The sequence below is a fragment of the Streptomyces mangrovi genome, assembly GCF_900114215.1.
GTDB classification, from domain to species: Bacteria; Actinomycetota; Actinomycetes; order Streptomycetales; family Streptomycetaceae; genus Streptomyces; species Streptomyces barkulensis.
Window position 1 is genome coordinate 12,543 of record NZ_FOSG01000030.1, and the last position, 16,501, is coordinate 29,043.

General features: G+C 72.5%; 19 protein-coding genes. 11 read left to right on the forward strand and 8 right to left on the reverse strand.

The window, feature by feature from the left end; genetic code table 11:
• Positions 1-442 precede the first annotated feature (442 nt).
• Positions 443-3,832, forward strand: coding sequence for a S8 family peptidase (locus BM237_RS26865; RefSeq protein ID WP_342746263.1), 3,390 nt, complete (start codon positions 443-445; stop codon positions 3,830-3,832).
• A gap of 284 nt (positions 3,833-4,116) precedes the next feature.
• The gene (locus BM237_RS26870; protein ID WP_093852338.1) at positions 4,117-4,659 is read left to right on the forward strand and encodes a type 1 glutamine amidotransferase domain-containing protein; all 543 of its coding nucleotides are present in this window, start codon (positions 4,117-4,119) and stop codon (positions 4,657-4,659) included.
• Between the two features lie 92 nt (positions 4,660-4,751).
• On the opposite strand, the gene BM237_RS26875 is transcribed toward BM237_RS26870, so the two are convergent.
• On the reverse strand, positions 4,752-5,048 hold the full coding sequence (locus BM237_RS26875) for a YrhB domain-containing protein (protein ID WP_093852339.1): 297 nt from the start codon (positions 5,046-5,048) through the stop codon (positions 4,752-4,754).
• A 295-nt stretch (positions 5,049-5,343) separates the two neighbouring features.
• On the opposite strand from BM237_RS26875, the gene BM237_RS26880 reads away from it, so the two are divergent.
• From BM237_RS26880 to BM237_RS26885, 3 genes are all read left to right on the forward strand, one after another.
• Positions 5,344-6,396, forward strand: a complete 1,053-nt coding sequence (locus BM237_RS26880; protein ID WP_139238189.1) for a PDDEXK family nuclease — start codon at positions 5,344-5,346, stop codon at positions 6,394-6,396.
• A 244-nt stretch (positions 6,397-6,640) separates the two neighbouring features.
• Complete coding sequence (locus BM237_RS29070; protein ID WP_139238190.1) at positions 6,641-6,865, forward strand: hypothetical protein; 225 nt, start codon at positions 6,641-6,643, stop codon at positions 6,863-6,865.
• On the forward strand, positions 6,862-7,086 hold the full coding sequence (locus BM237_RS26885) for a hypothetical protein (protein ID WP_093852341.1): 225 nt from the start codon (positions 6,862-6,864) through the stop codon (positions 7,084-7,086). Before BM237_RS29070 ends, BM237_RS26885 begins: the two co-directional genes overlap by 4 nt.
• A 310-nt stretch (positions 7,087-7,396) precedes the next feature.
• Here the strand turns inward: BM237_RS26885 and BM237_RS30385 are convergent, their stop codons facing one another.
• The 3 genes from BM237_RS30385 to BM237_RS26895 all read right to left on the reverse strand — a co-directional run bounded on the left by BM237_RS30385 (position 7,397) and on the right by BM237_RS26895 (position 8,266).
• Entirely contained in the window at positions 7,397-7,522 is a 126-nt protein-coding gene (locus BM237_RS30385) for a hypothetical protein (protein WP_281253980.1), read from the reverse strand.
• A 262-nt stretch (positions 7,523-7,784) separates the two neighbouring features.
• The gene (locus BM237_RS26890) at positions 7,785-8,027 is read right to left on the reverse strand and encodes a DUF7848 domain-containing protein (RefSeq protein ID WP_245794068.1); all 243 of its coding nucleotides are present in this window, start codon (positions 8,025-8,027) and stop codon (positions 7,785-7,787) included.
• A complete protein-coding gene (locus BM237_RS26895; protein ID WP_093852343.1) occupies positions 8,027-8,266 on the reverse strand; it encodes a hypothetical protein in 240 nt (79 codons plus the stop codon). Before BM237_RS26895 ends, BM237_RS26890 begins: the two co-directional genes overlap by 1 nt.
• Before the next feature lie 144 nt (positions 8,267-8,410).
• Here BM237_RS26895 and BM237_RS26900 point away from each other — a divergent pair, with 144 nt between their 5' ends.
• On the forward strand, positions 8,411-9,127 hold the full coding sequence (locus tag BM237_RS26900; RefSeq protein ID WP_175541150.1) for a helix-turn-helix domain-containing protein: 717 nt from the start codon (positions 8,411-8,413) through the stop codon (positions 9,125-9,127).
• Between the two features lie 3 nt (positions 9,128-9,130).
• Positions 9,131-9,601, forward strand: a complete 471-nt coding sequence (locus BM237_RS26905; RefSeq protein ID WP_093852345.1) for an NUDIX domain-containing protein — start codon at positions 9,131-9,133, stop codon at positions 9,599-9,601.
• An 86-nt stretch (positions 9,602-9,687) separates the two neighbouring features.
• On the opposite strand, the gene msrA is transcribed toward BM237_RS26905, so the two are convergent.
• Positions 9,688-10,347, reverse strand: a complete 660-nt coding sequence (msrA, locus tag BM237_RS26910; protein WP_093852346.1) for a peptide-methionine (S)-S-oxide reductase MsrA — start codon at positions 10,345-10,347, stop codon at positions 9,688-9,690.
• A 90-nt stretch (positions 10,348-10,437) separates the two neighbouring features.
• A complete protein-coding gene (locus tag BM237_RS26915; RefSeq protein ID WP_093852347.1) occupies positions 10,438-11,652 on the reverse strand; it encodes a hypothetical protein in 1,215 nt (404 codons plus the stop codon).
• Between the two features lie 38 nt (positions 11,653-11,690).
• Here BM237_RS26915 and BM237_RS26920 point away from each other — a divergent pair, with 38 nt between their 5' ends.
• Positions 11,691-12,893, forward strand: a complete 1,203-nt coding sequence (locus tag BM237_RS26920; protein WP_093852348.1) for a cystathionine gamma-synthase — start codon at positions 11,691-11,693, stop codon at positions 12,891-12,893.
• A 127-nt stretch (positions 12,894-13,020) separates the two neighbouring features.
• Here BM237_RS26920 and BM237_RS26925 read toward each other — a convergent pair whose 3' ends face one another.
• Positions 13,021-13,449: a TraR/DksA family transcriptional regulator gene (locus tag BM237_RS26925; RefSeq protein ID WP_093852349.1), complete on the reverse strand. Its 429-nt coding sequence runs from the start codon at positions 13,447-13,449 to the stop codon at positions 13,021-13,023.
• Between the two features lie 135 nt (positions 13,450-13,584).
• Complete coding sequence (locus BM237_RS26930) at positions 13,585-13,911, reverse strand: TraR/DksA C4-type zinc finger protein (protein ID WP_093852350.1); 327 nt, start codon at positions 13,909-13,911, stop codon at positions 13,585-13,587.
• Positions 13,912-14,246: 335 nt separating this feature from the next.
• Here BM237_RS26930 and BM237_RS26935 point away from each other — a divergent pair, with 335 nt between their 5' ends.
• The 3 genes from BM237_RS26935 to BM237_RS26945 all read left to right on the forward strand — a co-directional run bounded on the left by BM237_RS26935 (position 14,247) and on the right by BM237_RS26945 (position 16,451).
• On the forward strand, positions 14,247-15,254 hold the full coding sequence (locus BM237_RS26935) for a HAMP domain-containing sensor histidine kinase (RefSeq protein WP_093852375.1): 1,008 nt from the start codon (positions 14,247-14,249) through the stop codon (positions 15,252-15,254).
• Positions 15,251-15,916, forward strand: coding sequence for a response regulator (locus BM237_RS26940; protein WP_093852351.1), 666 nt, complete (start codon positions 15,251-15,253; stop codon positions 15,914-15,916). The genes BM237_RS26935 and BM237_RS26940 overlap by 4 nt, the downstream gene beginning before the upstream one ends.
• A 124-nt stretch (positions 15,917-16,040) precedes the next feature.
• On the forward strand, positions 16,041-16,451 hold the full coding sequence (locus BM237_RS26945; protein ID WP_093852352.1) for a hypothetical protein: 411 nt from the start codon (positions 16,041-16,043) through the stop codon (positions 16,449-16,451).
• Positions 16,452-16,501: the final 50 nt, after the last annotated feature.

Here is a 16,501-nt window from a genome sequence, read left to right on the forward strand (position 1 = left end):
CCCAGGCCTTCCGCACGGGCCTTCCGCAAGAGCCCGTGACGGCTCGCTGACGGCATACACCGCTCCTTCGGAACACCTCCCGGAAGGCGGCGGGAACGGCGCACCGCGCCGTTCCCGCCGCCTTCCGCCGTTTCCCCGTTCCCGCCCGGCGGCCTCGCGGCCGGGCGCCGGAGAACCATGAAAGAGCAAAATCGCAGGGGATGTCGCGGAAGACCGGACCGAAAGTGAACCCGGAGGAGCCCCGGGAGCGTCCTCACCGTCGCGAGAGCCGGAAGCGGCCCGCTCCTGCCCCGGACCGAGGGGAACCGGCGCGGCGTCACACCCAGAACACCTGTCCCATACGAGGCCGTATGGTGCGGGCGTCACGGCCTCCCGCAGACTGATCGCGCCGGGGGGCCGCAGGGGTCCCCCACGCATGGTGATCACCTCACCAGGGGGAAAGTTGACACAACGGAAGAGAGCGGGCGCCGCCGCGATAGCCACCGCCGTGGCCGTCGCACTGACGATGGGGCTGACCACCGCATCGTCCGCCGCCCCGGGGACCGGCCCGGACGCCGCGCCGGACGCCGCATCGCAGACCGCATCGCAGACCGCACCGCAGACGGGGCCGGGAACGGGGGCGTTCCAGGCGGGCCCGCCGCGGGGAACCGACCGGACCGAGCGCGGCCGGCGCTCCGTCACCCTCGTCACCGGCGACCGGGTCGTGCTGGACCGGCACGGCAGGGTCACCTCGATGATCCGCGCCGAAGGACGCGAGGACGTACCCGTCCGGGTCGTCCGCACCAGGGACCGCACCTATGTGATCCCGCAGGACGTCACCCGGCTCATCGCCGAACGCAGGCTCGACCGGCGGCTGTTCGACGTCACCGAACTCGGCCGCGAGCAGTACCGCGACAGGACCGGCACCGACGTACCGGTCATCGTCACCTACCGCGGCGCGAAGCCCGCGGCCAGGGCCGAACTCCACGCCGAGGCCGATCCGACCGTGCGCGCCGCCTTCCGGTCGGTCAACGGCGAGGCACTGGCCGTCGCCGGGGACCGGGCCGCCAAGGCGTGGAAGGCCCTGACCCGCCCGGCCTCGGCCGGACAGCTCGCGGCGGCTCCCGGAGTCGCCACCGTCTCCCTCGACGGCGTCCGCAAGGCGGCGCTCGACAGGAGCACCGCGCGGATCGGCGCCCCGGCGGCATGGAAGGCCGGCTACGACGGCAAGGGCGTCACCATCGCCGTCCTCGACACCGGCATCGACGCCGCCCACCCCGACTTCGCCGGGCGGATAGCCGCGGAGAAGAACTTCACCGCGTCCGACGACACCGAGGACCGCTACGGGCACGGCACCCACGTCGCCTCCATCGCGGCCGGTTCCGGAGCGAAGTCCGGCGGCCGGTACAAGGGCGTGGCCCCCGGCGCGAAGCTGCTCAACGCCAAGGTCCTCGACGACGCCGGCTACGGCAGCGACTCCGAGATCATCGCCGGGATGGAGTGGGCCGTCGCACAGGGCGCCGAGGTGGTCAACCTCAGCCTCGGCGGCGGCGACACCCCCGAGATCGACCCGATGGAGGACGCCGTCAACCGGCTGTCGCGGGACAGCGGCGCCCTCTTCGTCATCGCGGCCGGCAACGAGGGCCCCTACGCCTCCAGCATCTCCAGCCCCGGCAGCGCGGACGCCGCGCTGACGGTCGGCGCCGTGGACAAGCAGGACGCCCTCGCCGACTTCTCCTCCATCGGCCCGCGCATCGGCGACGGCGCGGTCAAACCCGACCTGACCGCCCCCGGCGTGGACATCGGCGCCGCGGCGGCCGAGGGCAGCCTGGTCGAGCAGGAGGGCGACCCGGTCGCCGACGGCTACGTCTCCATCTCCGGCACCTCCATGGCCACCCCGCACGTCGCCGGCGCGGCCGCGCTGCTGGCCCAGCGGCACCCCGACTGGACCGGCGAGCGGATCAAGGGCGCGCTGACGGCCTCCACCGAGCCCGGCAAGGGCTACACCGCCTTCCAGCAGGGCTCCGGCCGGGCCGATGTGAACAAGGCGCTGAAGCAGACGATCGTCGCCGAACCGGTGTCGATCGGCTTCGGCACCGCCCAGTGGCCGCACGGCGACGACAAGCCGGTCACCAAGGACATCACCTACCGCAACCTGGGCACCGAGGACGTCACCCTCTCCCTGACCGCCACCGGCACCGACCCCCGGGGCAAGGCGGCGCCCAAGGGCATGTTCACCCTGGCCGCCGACGAGATCACCGTCCCCGCGGGCGGCACGGCGTCCGTCGCCGTCACCGCCGACACCCGGCTCGGCGGCAGCGTGAACGGCGGCTACAGCGTGGCGGTCACCGCGACCGGCGGCGGCCGGAGCGTCCGTACCGCGGGCGCAGTCGACCGCGAGGTGGAGTCCTACGACCTGACCGTGCGCGCCCTCGGCCGCGACGGCGGGCCCGCCCCCCTGTGGAGCAGCATGCTCGTCGGTTACCGGACCGATGTGTTCAAGAGCCTGACGGGAGAGGACGGCACCACCACCGTCCGCGTGCCCAAGGGCACCTACGCCCTGTCCACCGACATCGCCCTGCCCGGCAGCACCGAGGAGGAGTACAAGGGCGGCGACTGGCTCGTGGCCCCGGCGGTCCGGCTCACCGAGGACACCACCGTCACCTTCGACGCCCGCAGGGCCGAGGAGATGAGGATGACGGTGCCGGACCGCAAGGCGAAGCGGATCGACCTGTCCGTCGAGTACACCGGCACCCTCGGCGACGAAGGCTACGTCGGCTTCTACGGCGGCACGGAGGGCGGCGGGCGGACCCTGCGCACCGCCCAGGTCGGCGGCACGGGCGACGTCGAGGCCACCTCGACCGCCGCCGCCGTGTGGACCCGCAAGGGCACCGACTACAACACCTTCCACATCCGTAAGGGCGGCTTCTACACCGGCCTGAGGACACACACGAAGAAGTCGCAGATGGCCAGGCTGAACGTCCGGCAGGGCGCCTCGGCCCCCGGCCGGACCGGAGTCCTGGCCACCGTGCCCTCCGGCGTGGGCTCCTTCATCGGGACCGAGCGCAGGCTCCCGAGCACCAACACGGTCTACGTCAAGGCCGAGGGCGCCCGCTGGTCGCAGTACTTCACACAGCTCGGCCCCGAGGGCGACTTCGAGGCCGACTACTACGCCGACGAACGGAAGTTCACCGCCGGCAGGACCTACCACCGCACCTTCAACAACGCCGTCTTCGGTCCCCATCTGGGCGAGTACGGCGGCATCTTCCGCGACGGCGACGACCTCTACGGCATGCTCAACCCGCTCACGGACGGCGCCGGCCACCACGGCGACGTCGCCTACGACTCGGCGCGGACGACCCTGTACCGCAACGGCAAGAAGTACGCCGCGGAGAAGGAGATCCTCGACTACACCGGCTTCACCCTCCCCAAGGGCAGGGCGGAGTACAAACTGGTCACCACCCTCAGCCGGGCCAAGACCTCCCGGCTGAGCACCAGGGTGAGCGCCTCCTACACCTTCACCTCGGCCCGCACCTCCGGCGAGACCCGCCTGGCGGCGACGACCGTGCGCTTCGCGCCGAAGCTGGCCCTGGACGGCACGGCCAGGGCGAAGGCCACCATGCCGGTACCGGTCACCGTCCAGGGATCGGCCGCCGGCAAGCACCTGAAGTCGCTGGCCGTCCACGTCTCCTTCGACGGCGGCAGGAGCTGGAAGAAGACCACCGTCAGGAAGGGGAAGATCACCTTCAAGAACCCCGGCAGGAAGGGCACGGTCTCCTTCAGGGCGAAGGTGAAGGACGTCAAGGGCAACACCCTGTCCCAGACGATCGTCGACGCCTACCGCACCAGATGACACCCGCGGTCACACGGGCGACACAGTGCCCATGAGCCACATATGGCCACTGGTGACAGTGCGGCCCGCCGGAGCGACCACTCCGGCGGGCCGTTCCGCGTCGCCGGGGAGGCGGACGGGGCCGGCGGGACGGGAGATGCGGGCGGTGCCGCGACACGCGACCGTTCCGCCCGGAAAGACACGGAAAGCGGCATAGGACCGCTCCCGGTGGAAACCCGTATCCGAGTACGGGGGAGTACGCAGCATGTACCGAGGACCCGAGCTGCCGAAAGGACGTGGCAGAAGTGAAGGTCGCCTTTCTCGTCGCCCCCGAGGGTGTGGAGCAGGTAGAGCTGACCGAACCGTGGCAGGCCGTGATCGACGCCGGGGGCACCCCGAACCTGCTGTCCACCACCGGCGGGCGGATCCAGGCGTTCAACCACCTCGACAAGGCCGACACCTTCGAGGTGGACAAGCAGGTCGGCCGGGCCGCGGTCGAGGACTACGACGGGCTGGTGCTGCCCGGCGGCGTCGCCAACCCCGACTTCCTGCGGACGGACGAGGGCGCCGTCTCCTTCGTCCGGGAGTTCTTCCAGACCGGCAAGCCGGTGGCGGTCATCTGCCACGGCCCGTGGACGCTGATCGAGGCGGACGTGGTGCGCGGCAGGAAGATCACCTCCTGGCCGAGCCTGGAGACGGACCTGCGCAACGCCGGCGCCAACTGGGTCGACGAACAGGTCTCCGTCTGCACCGAAGGACCGAACACCCTGGTCAGCAGCCGCAAGCCGGACGACCTCAAGGCGTTCAACCAGGCGTTCCTGCGGGAGTTCCAGACCGTCTCGGCCTGACCCCGCCACGCGGCTTCCGGCCCCGCCCGACCCGCTGTGGGCCGCCCGCCACGCGCGGGCGGCCCACACGTGCGTCCGCCTGCCCCCGGCGGTCAGGCGCCGGTGGTGTAGGCGTCCCTGGCCAGCTCACCCAGGTACTCGCCCAGCGGCTGGTGGGTCGGGGGGAAGTGCGGCCCGCTGCCGTCCTTGGGCACGACCACCACGCGGACGAAGGGCGCCAGCGCCATGTTCCCGGTGTCGATGTGCTCCTGCGAGTCGAACCGCACCGCCCAAGCCACCGGATGCTCCTGCGTCAGCCCGTCCTGCACGACGATCGTGAACTCCCCTTCGGGGAACGCCTCGTCGAGGAACCGGCGGGCGGAGTCGATGGCCTCGTCCCGTGAGAGCACTGGAAGTCTCCTTGGTGTCGCTCAGAACCTTCGGGGAACCGGCGGCCCCCGGCGCTCGGACGGCGTGAACCCGCTTCCGGACGACCGCACCGCCATGACTGGGCGCAGCATAGGACGATACGACCAGCCCGCGCGCCCCAACCCGGTCCGTAGTACGTCAGCTTCCCGCCAGGCGCGGGCGAAGACCGCCCACGGGCCGGGGCCGCAGCGGACCGTGATCCCTCCCTAGGTCCCTTCCTAGATCCCTTCCTAGACTCCAAGTGGTGCGATACGAACGGCAACTTGGGGAATCCGTATGGCGATTGAAAGGGTGTCGATCATCGGCGCGGCACAGCCCGTCACAGCGAAGGAGGCCCGGTTGGCGGACCTGGGACTGAAGGAACGGGCCGATCTGCAGAAGTGGATCATCGCCGACCCCTCCCTCGTCGAGCCGGGCCTGCTCATCCTGACCGAGGAGTACGACAGGTGGGCCACGTCGGGCGGGGACAGGGTCCGCGACCGGCTGGACCTGCTGGCCCTCGACTCCGAGGGGCACCTCGTCGTCATGGAGCTCAAACGCGACGACGCCCCGGACGACGTACACCTGCAGGCCATCACCTACGCGGCCATGGTGTCCCGCTTCACCGAGGAGGACCTCGCCCGCATCCACGCGGACTTCCTGCGGCGCTCCGGCGAGGAGCACGACATCCCGAAAGCCCTGCAGGCCATCCGGGCGCACTGCGGCGACGAACTGGACGCCGCACTGCTCAAGCAGCCCCGGATCGTGCTGGTCGCCCGCTCCTTCCCGAAGCAGGTGACCTCGTCGGCCGTATGGCTGAACGAGATGGGGATCGACGTCAAGCTGGTCCAGTTCCGGCTCTGGGCGAACGAGGGGACACACGTGATGACGACCTCGGTGCTCTACCCGGTGCCGGGGCTGGAGGAGTTCACCGTGGTCCCCGCCCGAGCCGAGAAGGCCGAGACGGCCCAGCGCGCCGCGAACAGCACCCGTAACCGCAAGGCGGTGCTGCGCATCATCGACAACGGCTCGGTCCAGCCCGGCCAGACGCTCCGTTTCCGCGCCTTTCCGGAGTCCATGGCCTGGGACAACAACGAGATCGAGAGGTGGGTCGCGGAGGACCCCAGGCGCGGCCGCGCCACCTGGACCGGCGACCGCGGCCGCCCCCTGCGGTGGGAGTACGACGGGCAGTGCTACGCGCCGACGTCGCTGGTGAAGGAGATGGTCGAGCAGCTGACGGGGAACCGGCCCGGATACGCCTCCGGCCCCAGGTACTGGCTGGACTCCGAGGGGCGGGACCTGGCCGAACTGGCCGACCTCCCCGGCGAGCCCGCCCCCGACACCCCCTGAGCGCCGACACCCCATGAGCACAGGAACGCCACGTCTGCTCCGGCGTCCGCGCCCTACACGCTGGCCGGACCCTCCGCCATGGCGTGCGTCATCCGCCCGCGCGCCACCGTTTCTCCATCTGTTCGGCCCGGTCCCACACGCCAGTCGCGGCGCGCAGTTCGGTCTCGGTGAACGAGCCGTGCTCACCCTCGTACTGAACCGCCCCGGGTCGGATGGAGGCTCGATTTCATGAAAGGATCGAGTCATGGCACGACCCTCCCGTTACCCCCTTGAGTTCCGCCGCCGCGCGGTGCGCATGGTCGCCGAGGTCCGCGGTGAGATAGGCCACGTCCCACCCGTCGAGTACGAGACCCACTACTACACGGAACTCACAAAACCCCAGGTCACAATCATAATCCGAGATCTCTACCGAACCCGGGGCGGTTCACTGCTCTGGACGGGGTGGGCGCTCGCTAGGCTGCCGTCATGAGTGACGCCGGTGGTGCAGGTCCCCTGTCGGACGATGAGTGGAATCAGCTCCGCGGACTGTTGCACCGGTTCTGTACCCACGAGCTGGATCAGTGGGCACTTCTGCAGACGGCGACCCCATACGGCCCTGTCTACATCTCTGTGGATCGGAAGCCGCTGCCGGACACTGATCAGTTCACCTACCACTCGCTGTACCGCGAGGACGAGCGCCCACCCGACTGACATCACCAGCTGACACCAACACGGCTGGACGTCGACGGGCGAGCAGGGGCGGTGACGGTCTCGGCAGCGGGTGAGAAGGCACGTTCCGGCTGTTGGCGATGAGGGACAGCCGAACTTGTAAAGCGGCGGTCAGCACACGGTCTGGGGTACTACAGGCCGTCGATGCGTTCGGTTGCTCGCAGCAGGCGGGCTACCTCCTGGGCCACGAGGGCCGGTAGGCGCAAGTGGAGGACGCCCGAGCCGTCGGTGGCGGTGTCGGCACGGGTTGCCAGCTCGGTGGTGTCGATGCCGGCCGATGACAGGGCGTCGGTCAGGTCGCTGCCGCGTTCGTCGCGTCTCGCCAGCCCGCCACGTAGTCCGCGCCGCGGACCCAGAGCCAGCCGTCCGGGTCCAGTTCGCCGCTCTCGGAGGCAGGGCCTGTCGGGTCGTGCTGCACTGAACTTCCCTTCCTGGGAATGAGGTTGGGCACCGTGCCATTCGCGCCGACGATCAGGCATGACGGCGGCCCCGGTGCCATCGGGCACCGGGGTCCGCGAGGGCTCCCAGGGCCGGACCACCCGGATGCTGTCCAGACGAGGAGTGGTCCGGCTTCTTCACTTGTCTTGCCGGTCAGCGTGGGTAGGGGTCGCCGGCTATCGCCAGCGGGATGACCACCGCGGCCCAGAAGACGACCATCAGCACGCAGAACAGGCGCTGCCTCACAGGCACTCCCCCTCGGCAGGGGTCATGTGCCAGTTGCGGGTGACGACCTCCCGGTACGTACGGTGGGACGGGTGGCTTCCCGTGTGGGAGAAGGCCCGGGCGCGCGCCTCGTCGAAGTCCGCTTCCGTGCCGGAGGAGGCCAGACACGAGGAGCACTCCAGCTCGTGCAGCATCTCGGGGGTGTCCGCATTGATGTGCGGTGCCATCGTCCATGTGATGTAGCGGAAGACCGTGCGCATCACAGCGCGTCCTTGCCGTACGGATTTCTGCTGTAGGCGTTGACCTCGGCCAGCCGCGCGGTCAGCCGCTCCTTCGGGGTGACGGGCCGCACTTGGCCCGGGTCCGCGTCCCACTCCAGGCCGCCGCCGGGCGGTCTGAGCTGTACGTGCGAGCCGAGGTGGTCCATCACCCGGCCCACGCGGCCCGTTCGTTCGTCCAGCGCCAGCGTGCCCACGTCGAGGGCTCCCTTGTCGCTCATGCAGTGAGGATCACGCCGGTACCACGGACGTTGGTACCTCCCCCAAAACCCATTTGGGGACGTCCCGGAGTTGGTGGAACGCCCCTGGCTACGTCCCCTCGACCAGGGAGAGACTCGGTGCAGAACGAGCGACTACGAGCCGCCATGGCAGCCGGTGGGTGGACCTACGCCACCCTCGCGGCGAAGGCGGAGGTGGACCCCAAGTCCGTTGAGCGGTGGGTCAACCTCGGCCGCACCCCGCGTCGCACGACGGCGATGCTGGCTGCCGAAGCCTTAGGAGAAGACGTGCACGCACTCTGGCCGGCCCTGCGCCAGGCCCGCAGCGCACGAGCCATAAGCCCCGAATTGATGGCCCTGTACGACCAGCGCGCGGACGTTCCCGTATCGGCCTTCACGGACATGCTTACCCAGGCACGCGAGCACATCGACGTACTGGTCTACGCGGCCGTCTTCCTGCACGAGGCGTACCCCCGCCTCAACGACCTGCTGCGGGAGCGGGCGGCCGAGGGATGCACTGTGCGCATCGCCATCGGCGACGCCGACAGCGAGAACGTCCAGCAGCGCGGCCGGGAAGAGAAGTTCGGCCACGGCATCGAGTCCCGCTGCCGACTCGCGCTCATGCACTACCGGCCACTGGTCGGCGTGCCGGGCATCGAGATCCGCACACACGGAACCACGCTCTACAACTCCCTCTACCGGGCAGACGACCAGATGCTGGTCAACGCCCACGTGTGGGGTGTCAACGCCTACGGGGCGCCCGTGTGGCACCTGCGCCGCCATGACAACGGCAAGGTCTTCGGGACCTACGCGCAGAGCTTCGACGCCGTCTGGGCGACGGCGACACCGGTACAGGAAGAGTGAGGCATGGCACGGACCGAGTACTACGACGACCCCGACGCCCCCGAGCCCAACAGTCTGGTCGTCGCAGCCTCCGCCGTCGTCACCGACGAGGAGGGCCGCATCCTGCTCCAGCGCCGCCGCGACAACGACCTGTGGGCCCTGCCCGGCGGCGGCATGGAGATGACCGACTCCCTGCCGGGCACGGCCGTGCGCGAGGTGAAGGAGGAGACCGGGCTGGATGTGGAGATCACCGGCCTGGTCGGCACCTACACCGACCCCCGCCACGTCATCGCCTACAGCGACGGCGAGGTCAGGCGGCAGTTCAACGTCTGCTTCACCGCCCGCGTCACCGGGGGTGAACCGGCGATCTCGGACGAGTCCACCGAGCTGCGGTTCGTGCCGCCCGGAGAGATCGACTCCCTGCCGATGCACCACACCCAGCGGCTCAGGCTCCGGCACTTCCTGGAGCACCGCGACCGGCCCTACCTCGGCTGACCAGGCGGGAAGACAGCGACGCCCCCGCGCTGCGGGAGCAGGCGGGGGCGTCGCGACGAGGCGGCCGGGCAGAGGTCGGACGGGGCTCAGCCCTCGGCCCGGGCCACGCCGACCGGGCAGCTCACGCCCGTGCCGCCGATGCCGCAGTAGCCGCCGGGGTTCTTGTCCAGGTACTGCTGGTGGTAGCCCTCGGCCGGGTAGAAGGGCCCGGCGGGGAGGATCTCCGTGGTGATCTCGCCGTAGCCCGAGGAGGTCAGGACGGCCTGGTAGGAGTCGCGCGACGCCTTCGCCGCGGCCTCCTGTTCGGCGGAGTGGGTGTAGACCGCCGAGCGGTACTGGGTGCCCACGTCGTTGCCCTGGCGGAAGCCCTGGGTGGGGTCGTGGGACTCCCAGAAGACCCGCAGCAGTTCCTCGTAGGTGACCTTGGACGGGTCGAAGACGACGCGGACGGCCTCGGTGTGCCCGGTCAGGCCCGAGCAGACCTCCTCGTACGTCGGGTTCTCGGTGTGGCCGCCCTGGTAGCCCGCCAGGGTGGTCCACACCCCTTCGGTCTGCCAGAACTTCCGCTCCGCGCCCCAGAAGCAGCCCAGGCCGAAGTCGGCGGTCTCCAGCCCCTCCGGGTAGGGGCCCAGCAGCGGGTTGCCCAGGACGGTGTGGGTTCCGGGGACGGTGTAGGGACGCTCCGGGCGGCCCTTGAGGGCCTCCTCCGCCGTGGGGAGGGACTTCCTGAAGTGGCCGAACAGCATGCTCAACTCTCCTCGTGGCCTCGGCGGGCCCGGTGGGCCCGGTGCCGCCTGGGGCGGCGTACGCCGTGTGCGATACGCCGCTCCTACGTCTCAGTGCGCCGGCGGGGTGTGCGCCGCGTCGCCGCCCAGGCTCTCGTAGCCGGCGACCGCCAGGGCGCGGTACGCCGAGTACTCCGCCACCGGGTCGCCGCCGTCGACCCAGGGCAGCGCACCGACATAACCATCCACGGCCCGCACCTGTTCCAGGGCCTGCGCGTACCGCTCGGCGCGCACCAGGAAGCACAGCAGCAGATGGCGCACGTGCGGGGCGACGGGGTGGTCGGCCCGGGCGTGGTGCAGGGCGTACCGCGCGCCCTCGATGGCCTGTTCCACCACCGCGCTGCGGTAGAGGCCGCTGACCATGTTGGCCTCCGGCAGGTGGTCGTAGACCGCGAAGAGCGGCAGGGCCGGCAGCAGGCTGCCCTCGGGTGCCTCGCCCGCGGCGCGCTGCGCGAAGGCGTAGGCGTCCTCCTTGGAACCGTGGCCCCTGGCGGACCAGTACGGCAGCGCCACCAGGTGCGCGCCCATGTGGTGCGGCGCGCGCCTGCGCACCTCCTCCCACCGCTCCTCGAACTCGGGGCGGCGCACGCCCAGGGCGCGGGCGGCGAACAGGTCGGTGATGTACGCGGTGGGGTCGGCCGGGGCGAGCCGGATCGCCTCGCGGGCGATCTCGCGGGCCTCCTCCAGGATGATCCGCCGGTCGGCCGAGCCGGTGTCGCCCAGCGCCTGCCAGACCAGGAACTGCGCGTACACCTGCGCGCAGCCGGCGTCGCGCGGGGAGGTGGTGCGCCAGTTCCGCAGCCAGCGCGCGTCCGGGGCGGGTGCGGGGGCCGGCGGCCGCTCCTTGTCGAGGGAGAGGGCCTGGTCGGCCGAGGGGGCCGGCTCCGCCGGGGGCTCGGAGGCCTCGGGGGGCGCGGGGGCGGTGCGCGAGCGCGCCAGTTCCACGGCCGCGGCGCCCGCCAGCGACTGCACGCGCTGCCAGCGCAGTTCCCAGTCGTCGCCGGTCAGGGCGAGCAGCCGGGCGACGGGCCGCCAGTCCTGGGTCCGCTGGGTCTCCTCCAGCGCCTCGACCAGCTCCGGGTCGGGGCCCGGCAGCCGTACGTCGAGCCGCTCGGGCGGTACGAGACCGTAGCGGTCCGGATCGCCGGCGATCCGGATGCCGGGAGATCCCCCGGAACCGGTCAGCGCCCGGCGGCGGCGGACCGCGGGCACGATCAGCAGGCCGACGACGGCGGCGGTGGCGATGAGGAACAGCAGGGCTTCCATGCCTCCACGGTACGGCCCGCGGGGCTAGGCTCGTGGCCATGAATGACCAGCACGCAGCACGGGACGAGGCGCGGGACGCGGAGCAGAACGCGGCGCGTACCCCGGCGCAGCACTTCGAGACCCTCGCCATTCACGCCGGGCAGGAGCCCGACGCCGCCACCGGGGCGGTGGTGCCGCCGATCCACCAGGTCTCCACGTTCAAGCAGGACGGGGTGGGGGGCCTGCGCGGCGGCTACGAGTACAGCCGCAGCGCCAATCCGACCCGCACCGCGCTGGAGGAGAACCTCGCGGCGCTGGAGGGCGGGCGGCGCGGGCTGGCGTTCGCCTCCGGACTGGCCGCCGAGGACTGCCTGCTGAGGACCCTGCTCACCCCCGGCGACCACGTCGTCATCCCGAACGACGCCTACGGCGGCACCTTCCGGCTGTTCGCGAAGGTCGCCGAGCGGTGGGGCGTGGAGTGGGACGTGGCGGACTCTTCCGACCCGGCGGCCGTGCGCGCCGCGCTGCGCCCGCGCACGAAGGCGGTGTGGGTGGAGACCCCCTCCAACCCGCTGCTGGGCATCGCCGACATCGCGGCGCTGGCCGATGTGGCCCGTACGGCGGGCGCCCGCCTGGTGGTGGACAACACCTTCGCCAGCCCTTACCTCCAGCAGCCGCTGGCGCTCGGCGCGGACGTGGTGGTGCACTCCACGACCAAGTACATGGGCGGCCACTCCGACGTGGTCGGCGGCGCGCTGATCACCGCCGACGCCGCGCTGGGCGAGGAGCTGGCCTTCCACCAGAACGCGATGGGCGCCATCGCCGGGCCGTTCGACTCCTGGCTGGTGATGCGCGGCGCCAAGACGCTGGCGGTGCGCATGGACCGGCACTGCGCCAACGCCGCGCGGGTCGCCGAACTGCTCGTCTCCCACCCGAAGGTCGTCCAGGTGTACTACCCGGGGCTGGAGACGCACCCCGGGCACGAGGTGGCGGCCAAGCAGATGCGCGACTTCGGCGGCATGGTCTCCTTCCGGGTCGCCGGGGGCGAGGAGGCGGCGGTCGAGGTGTGCAACCGGGCGGAGCTGTTCACGCTCGGGGAGTCGCTGGGCGGGGTGGAGTCCCTGATCGAGCACCCGGGCCGGATGACGCACGCCTCGGCGGCGGGCTCGGCGCTGGAGGTGCCCTCGGACCTGGTGCGGCTGTCGGTGGGCATCGAGGCCGCCGACGACCTGGTGGCGGATCTGGCGCAGGCGCTGGGCTGAGCCAGGGGCGGGCTCGGGCCTGACCGGGCCCGTACGGGGTGTCGGCGGGGATCGCGGCGGGGTCGCGGTCCCCGCCGTCCTGTGCGGGGGCGGTGCGTGAGCGGCGGGGGAGCGGCGCCGCCCGGTGTCACCGCCGCGTCTCTTCGGCGCGCCGGCAGTGGGCGCAGTAGCGGACCTGCGGGACGATCTCCAGCATGCGCGCCGGGATGGGGCGGGAGCACAGCAGGCAGCGGCCGTAGCCGCCCTGTTCCATCCGCTCCAGGGCGGCCTCCACGTCGGCCAGGACCATCCGGGCGGACTTTGCGAGCCGGGCGTCGATCTCGGCGAGTTCGGCGGTCGCGGTGATCCCGGCCCGCACCGCCCCGGACTGCGCCGACTCGGGCCGCACCGACTCGGGCCGTGCCGTCCCGGACTGCGCCGTCCCGGGGCGGGGGTGGCCGAACTCCCGCAGCTGGTCGAGGCGGAAGCGGCGCTGCTCCTCCAGGTCCTCGCGCAGCGCGGCCAGTTCCCGGCGGGTGAGGGGGGCGTCGTGGACGCCGGTGGCCTGGTCGTTCATCGGGTCACGTCCTCGTGCGGGCGCGGGTGGTGCGTGAGTGGTGCGCGGGGGACGGGCATCACGGCGAGGGCGCGGGCGTGTGGTGTCCGCGCCCCCGCCGTGACGCCCGCCCCGTGCCGTCAGGTGGATATGCCGTCAGGCGGAGCGCTGCTGGCAGCCGACGCAGCGGCTCGCGTACGGCAGGATCTCCAGCCGCTCGGCCGGGATGGCGCTGCCGCAGCCCTCGCAGATCCCGTAGGTGCCGTTCTCCAGCCGGGCCAGCGCCAGGTCGATCTCCGCCAGCACCCGGCGGGCGGAGTCCGTCTGGACGGCCAGCAGGTCCGCGGACGCCTGGTCCGCGGCCTCCTCGACGGCGTCGAGCTGGGACAGGCGGGAGTCGCGTTCGTGCTCCAGGCGCAGGCGTACGTCGTGCGCCGGGGTGCGTTCGGGAGGGTCCGCGGAGCGGGCCGCGTCGATCGTCATCGCGGTCGTGTTCCTTCCGGGCTGAGGGAGGCCGATGGCATACGGGAGGGCGCGCGGCCCGTCCCGGGAGAGGGGCCACGCGCCCCTGCGCTCCCACCATGGACGGCGTGCCGGTTCCGGTCCATCGGTGGCGCCACCCATTCCGGGGTGGGGGCGGTGTGTACGCACCGGGCGGGGCAGGGGCACCGGGGCCGGGCGGGATGGCCCGCGTCACCGATCGACCGGGGCGGCCCCGCCGCGGCAGGCTGGCGGGGAAGGGCCGGTCGATGCCGGCCGGACCGCGCCGGTGGCGGATAGTGGTGGGGACGCAGGTGATGGAGGAGGACGTGCACGCCGTGTCCCTGTTCTGGCGGATCTTCGCCCTCAACGCCCTGGTACTCGGTGCGGCCACGGCGCTGCTGCTGTGGGCGCCGGTGACCGTCTCGGTGCCGGTGCTGCTCACCGAGGCCGTCGTCCTGGTCACCGGCCTGGCCGTGATGCTGGTGGCCAACGCCGCCCTGCTGCGCGTCGGACTGGCGCCGCTGGAGCGGCTGACCCGGCTGATGACCCGGGTCGACCTGCTCAGGCCCGGACACCGGCTGCCGGTGTCCGGACACGGCGGGGTGGCCGATCTGATCCGCACCTTCAACGACATGCTCGACCGGCTGGAGGCCGAGCGGGCCGCCAGCAGCGCCCGGGTGCTGTCCGCGCAGGAGGCCGAGCGCCGCCGTATCGCCCAGGAGCTCCACGACGAGGTCGGCCAGAGCATGACGGCCGTGCTGCTGGAGCTGAAGCGGGCGGCCGACCGCACCCCGGACGAGGAGCTGCGCGCCGAGCTCCGGCACGCCCAGGAGACCACCCGCGGCAGCCTGGACGAGGTGCGGCGGCTGGCGCGCAGGCTGCGCCCCGGCGTACTGGAGGACCTCGGCCTGGTCAGCGCCCTCACCGCACTGGCCACCGACTACTCCACCCACACCGGACTGAGGGTGCGCCGCCGCTTCGAGGGCGGGCTGCCGCCGCTGGACGGCGAGCGGGAGCTGGTGCTGTACCGCGTCGCCCAGGAGAGCCTGACCAACGTCGCCCGCCACGCCGGCGCCGGCAGCGTCGAGCTGCGGCTGCGGCGCACCGCCGACGGCGTGGTGCTGAGCGTGCGCGACGACGGCCGGGGCATCGGCTCCGCCCGGGAGGGCGCCGGCATCCGCGGCATGCGGGAGCGCGCGCTGCTCGTCGGCGCCGACCTGGACATCGGCCCGGCGCCGGAGGGCGGGACCCGGGTCCGGCTGGCGGTGCCCGTGGACGGCGTGCCCGCGCGACCGACGCCGCCGGCCGGCACGGCCACCACCACAGAGGAGGCGGCCGCGTGAACGCGCCCGAGCCCGCCGTCACCCGCATCCTGCTCGCCGACGACCACGCGCTGGTCCGCCGCGGGGTGCGGCTCATCCTCGACGGCGAACCGGACCTGAGCGTCGTCGCCGAGGCCGGGGACGGCGCCGAGGCCGTCGCCGCGGCCCGCGAGCACCCCGTGGACCTGGCCGTCCTCGACGTCGCCATGCCCCGGATGACCGGACTGCAGGCGGCCCGGGAGCTGTCCGCCCGCCATCCCGGCCTGCGCATCCTGATCCTGTCGATGTACGACAACGAGCAGTACCTCTTCGAGGCGCTCAAGGCCGGGGCCTCGGGATACGTGCTGAAGTCGGTGGCCGACCGGGATCTGGTGGAGGCGTGCCGGGCGGCGATGCGCGGCGAGCCGTTCCTCTACCCGGGTGCGGTCACCGCGCTGATCCGCAGCTACCTCGACCGCGTCCGGCAGGGCGGGGACATCCCCGAACGGGTGCTCACTGCACGGGAGGAGGAGGTGCTCAAGCTGGTCGCCGAGGGCCACTCCTCGAAGGAGATCGCCGAGACACTGGTCATCAGCGTCAAGACGGTGGAGAGGCACCGTGCGAACATGCTGCACAAGCTCGGGCTGCGCGACCGCCTGGAACTGACCCGCTACGCGATCCGCGCGGGGCTGATCGAGCCCTGAGCCCGGTTCCGCGCCGCCTGCGGATGCGGGAGGATGCGGACGGTCACCGCGGGCGCCACGACGGCGCCGGCGGTGACCGACGGCGCCGCTGGCGCCGCGAGAGGACAGCGGAGGAGGAGGCGGCATGGTCCAGCGGTCCGCCGCGCTCCGCGCCGCCCCGGTCCGCGTCCTGCTGACGGCCCTGGTCCTCCTGCTGGGCGCCGTGGCGCCCGCCGCCTCCGCACTCGCCGCGCCCGCCGCCTCCGCACTCGCCGCGCCCGGCTCCCCCGGGCACGCCGCGCCGAACGCCGCGGGCGCGCGGACCGCCGACGGGCCCTGCGCGGCCGAATGCGACCGCACCCCCCTGCTGCACCGGGACGCCGCGGCCGAGCCGCACGCCCCGCACCCCGCGGGGGCGGCCCTGCCGGTCCGGGCCCGCCGCGCCCGGACCACCGCGGGCATACGCCCGCCCGCGCCCCCGCCGCACACCGCCGCACGTCCCCCGTACACCGCACGCCACCAGGGCCGGGCGCCGCCGCCTTCGCCGGACAGCTGACGTCACCCGTCGTCCCACCCGTCCCACCGCCGCGGCCGGCACCCGGCCGC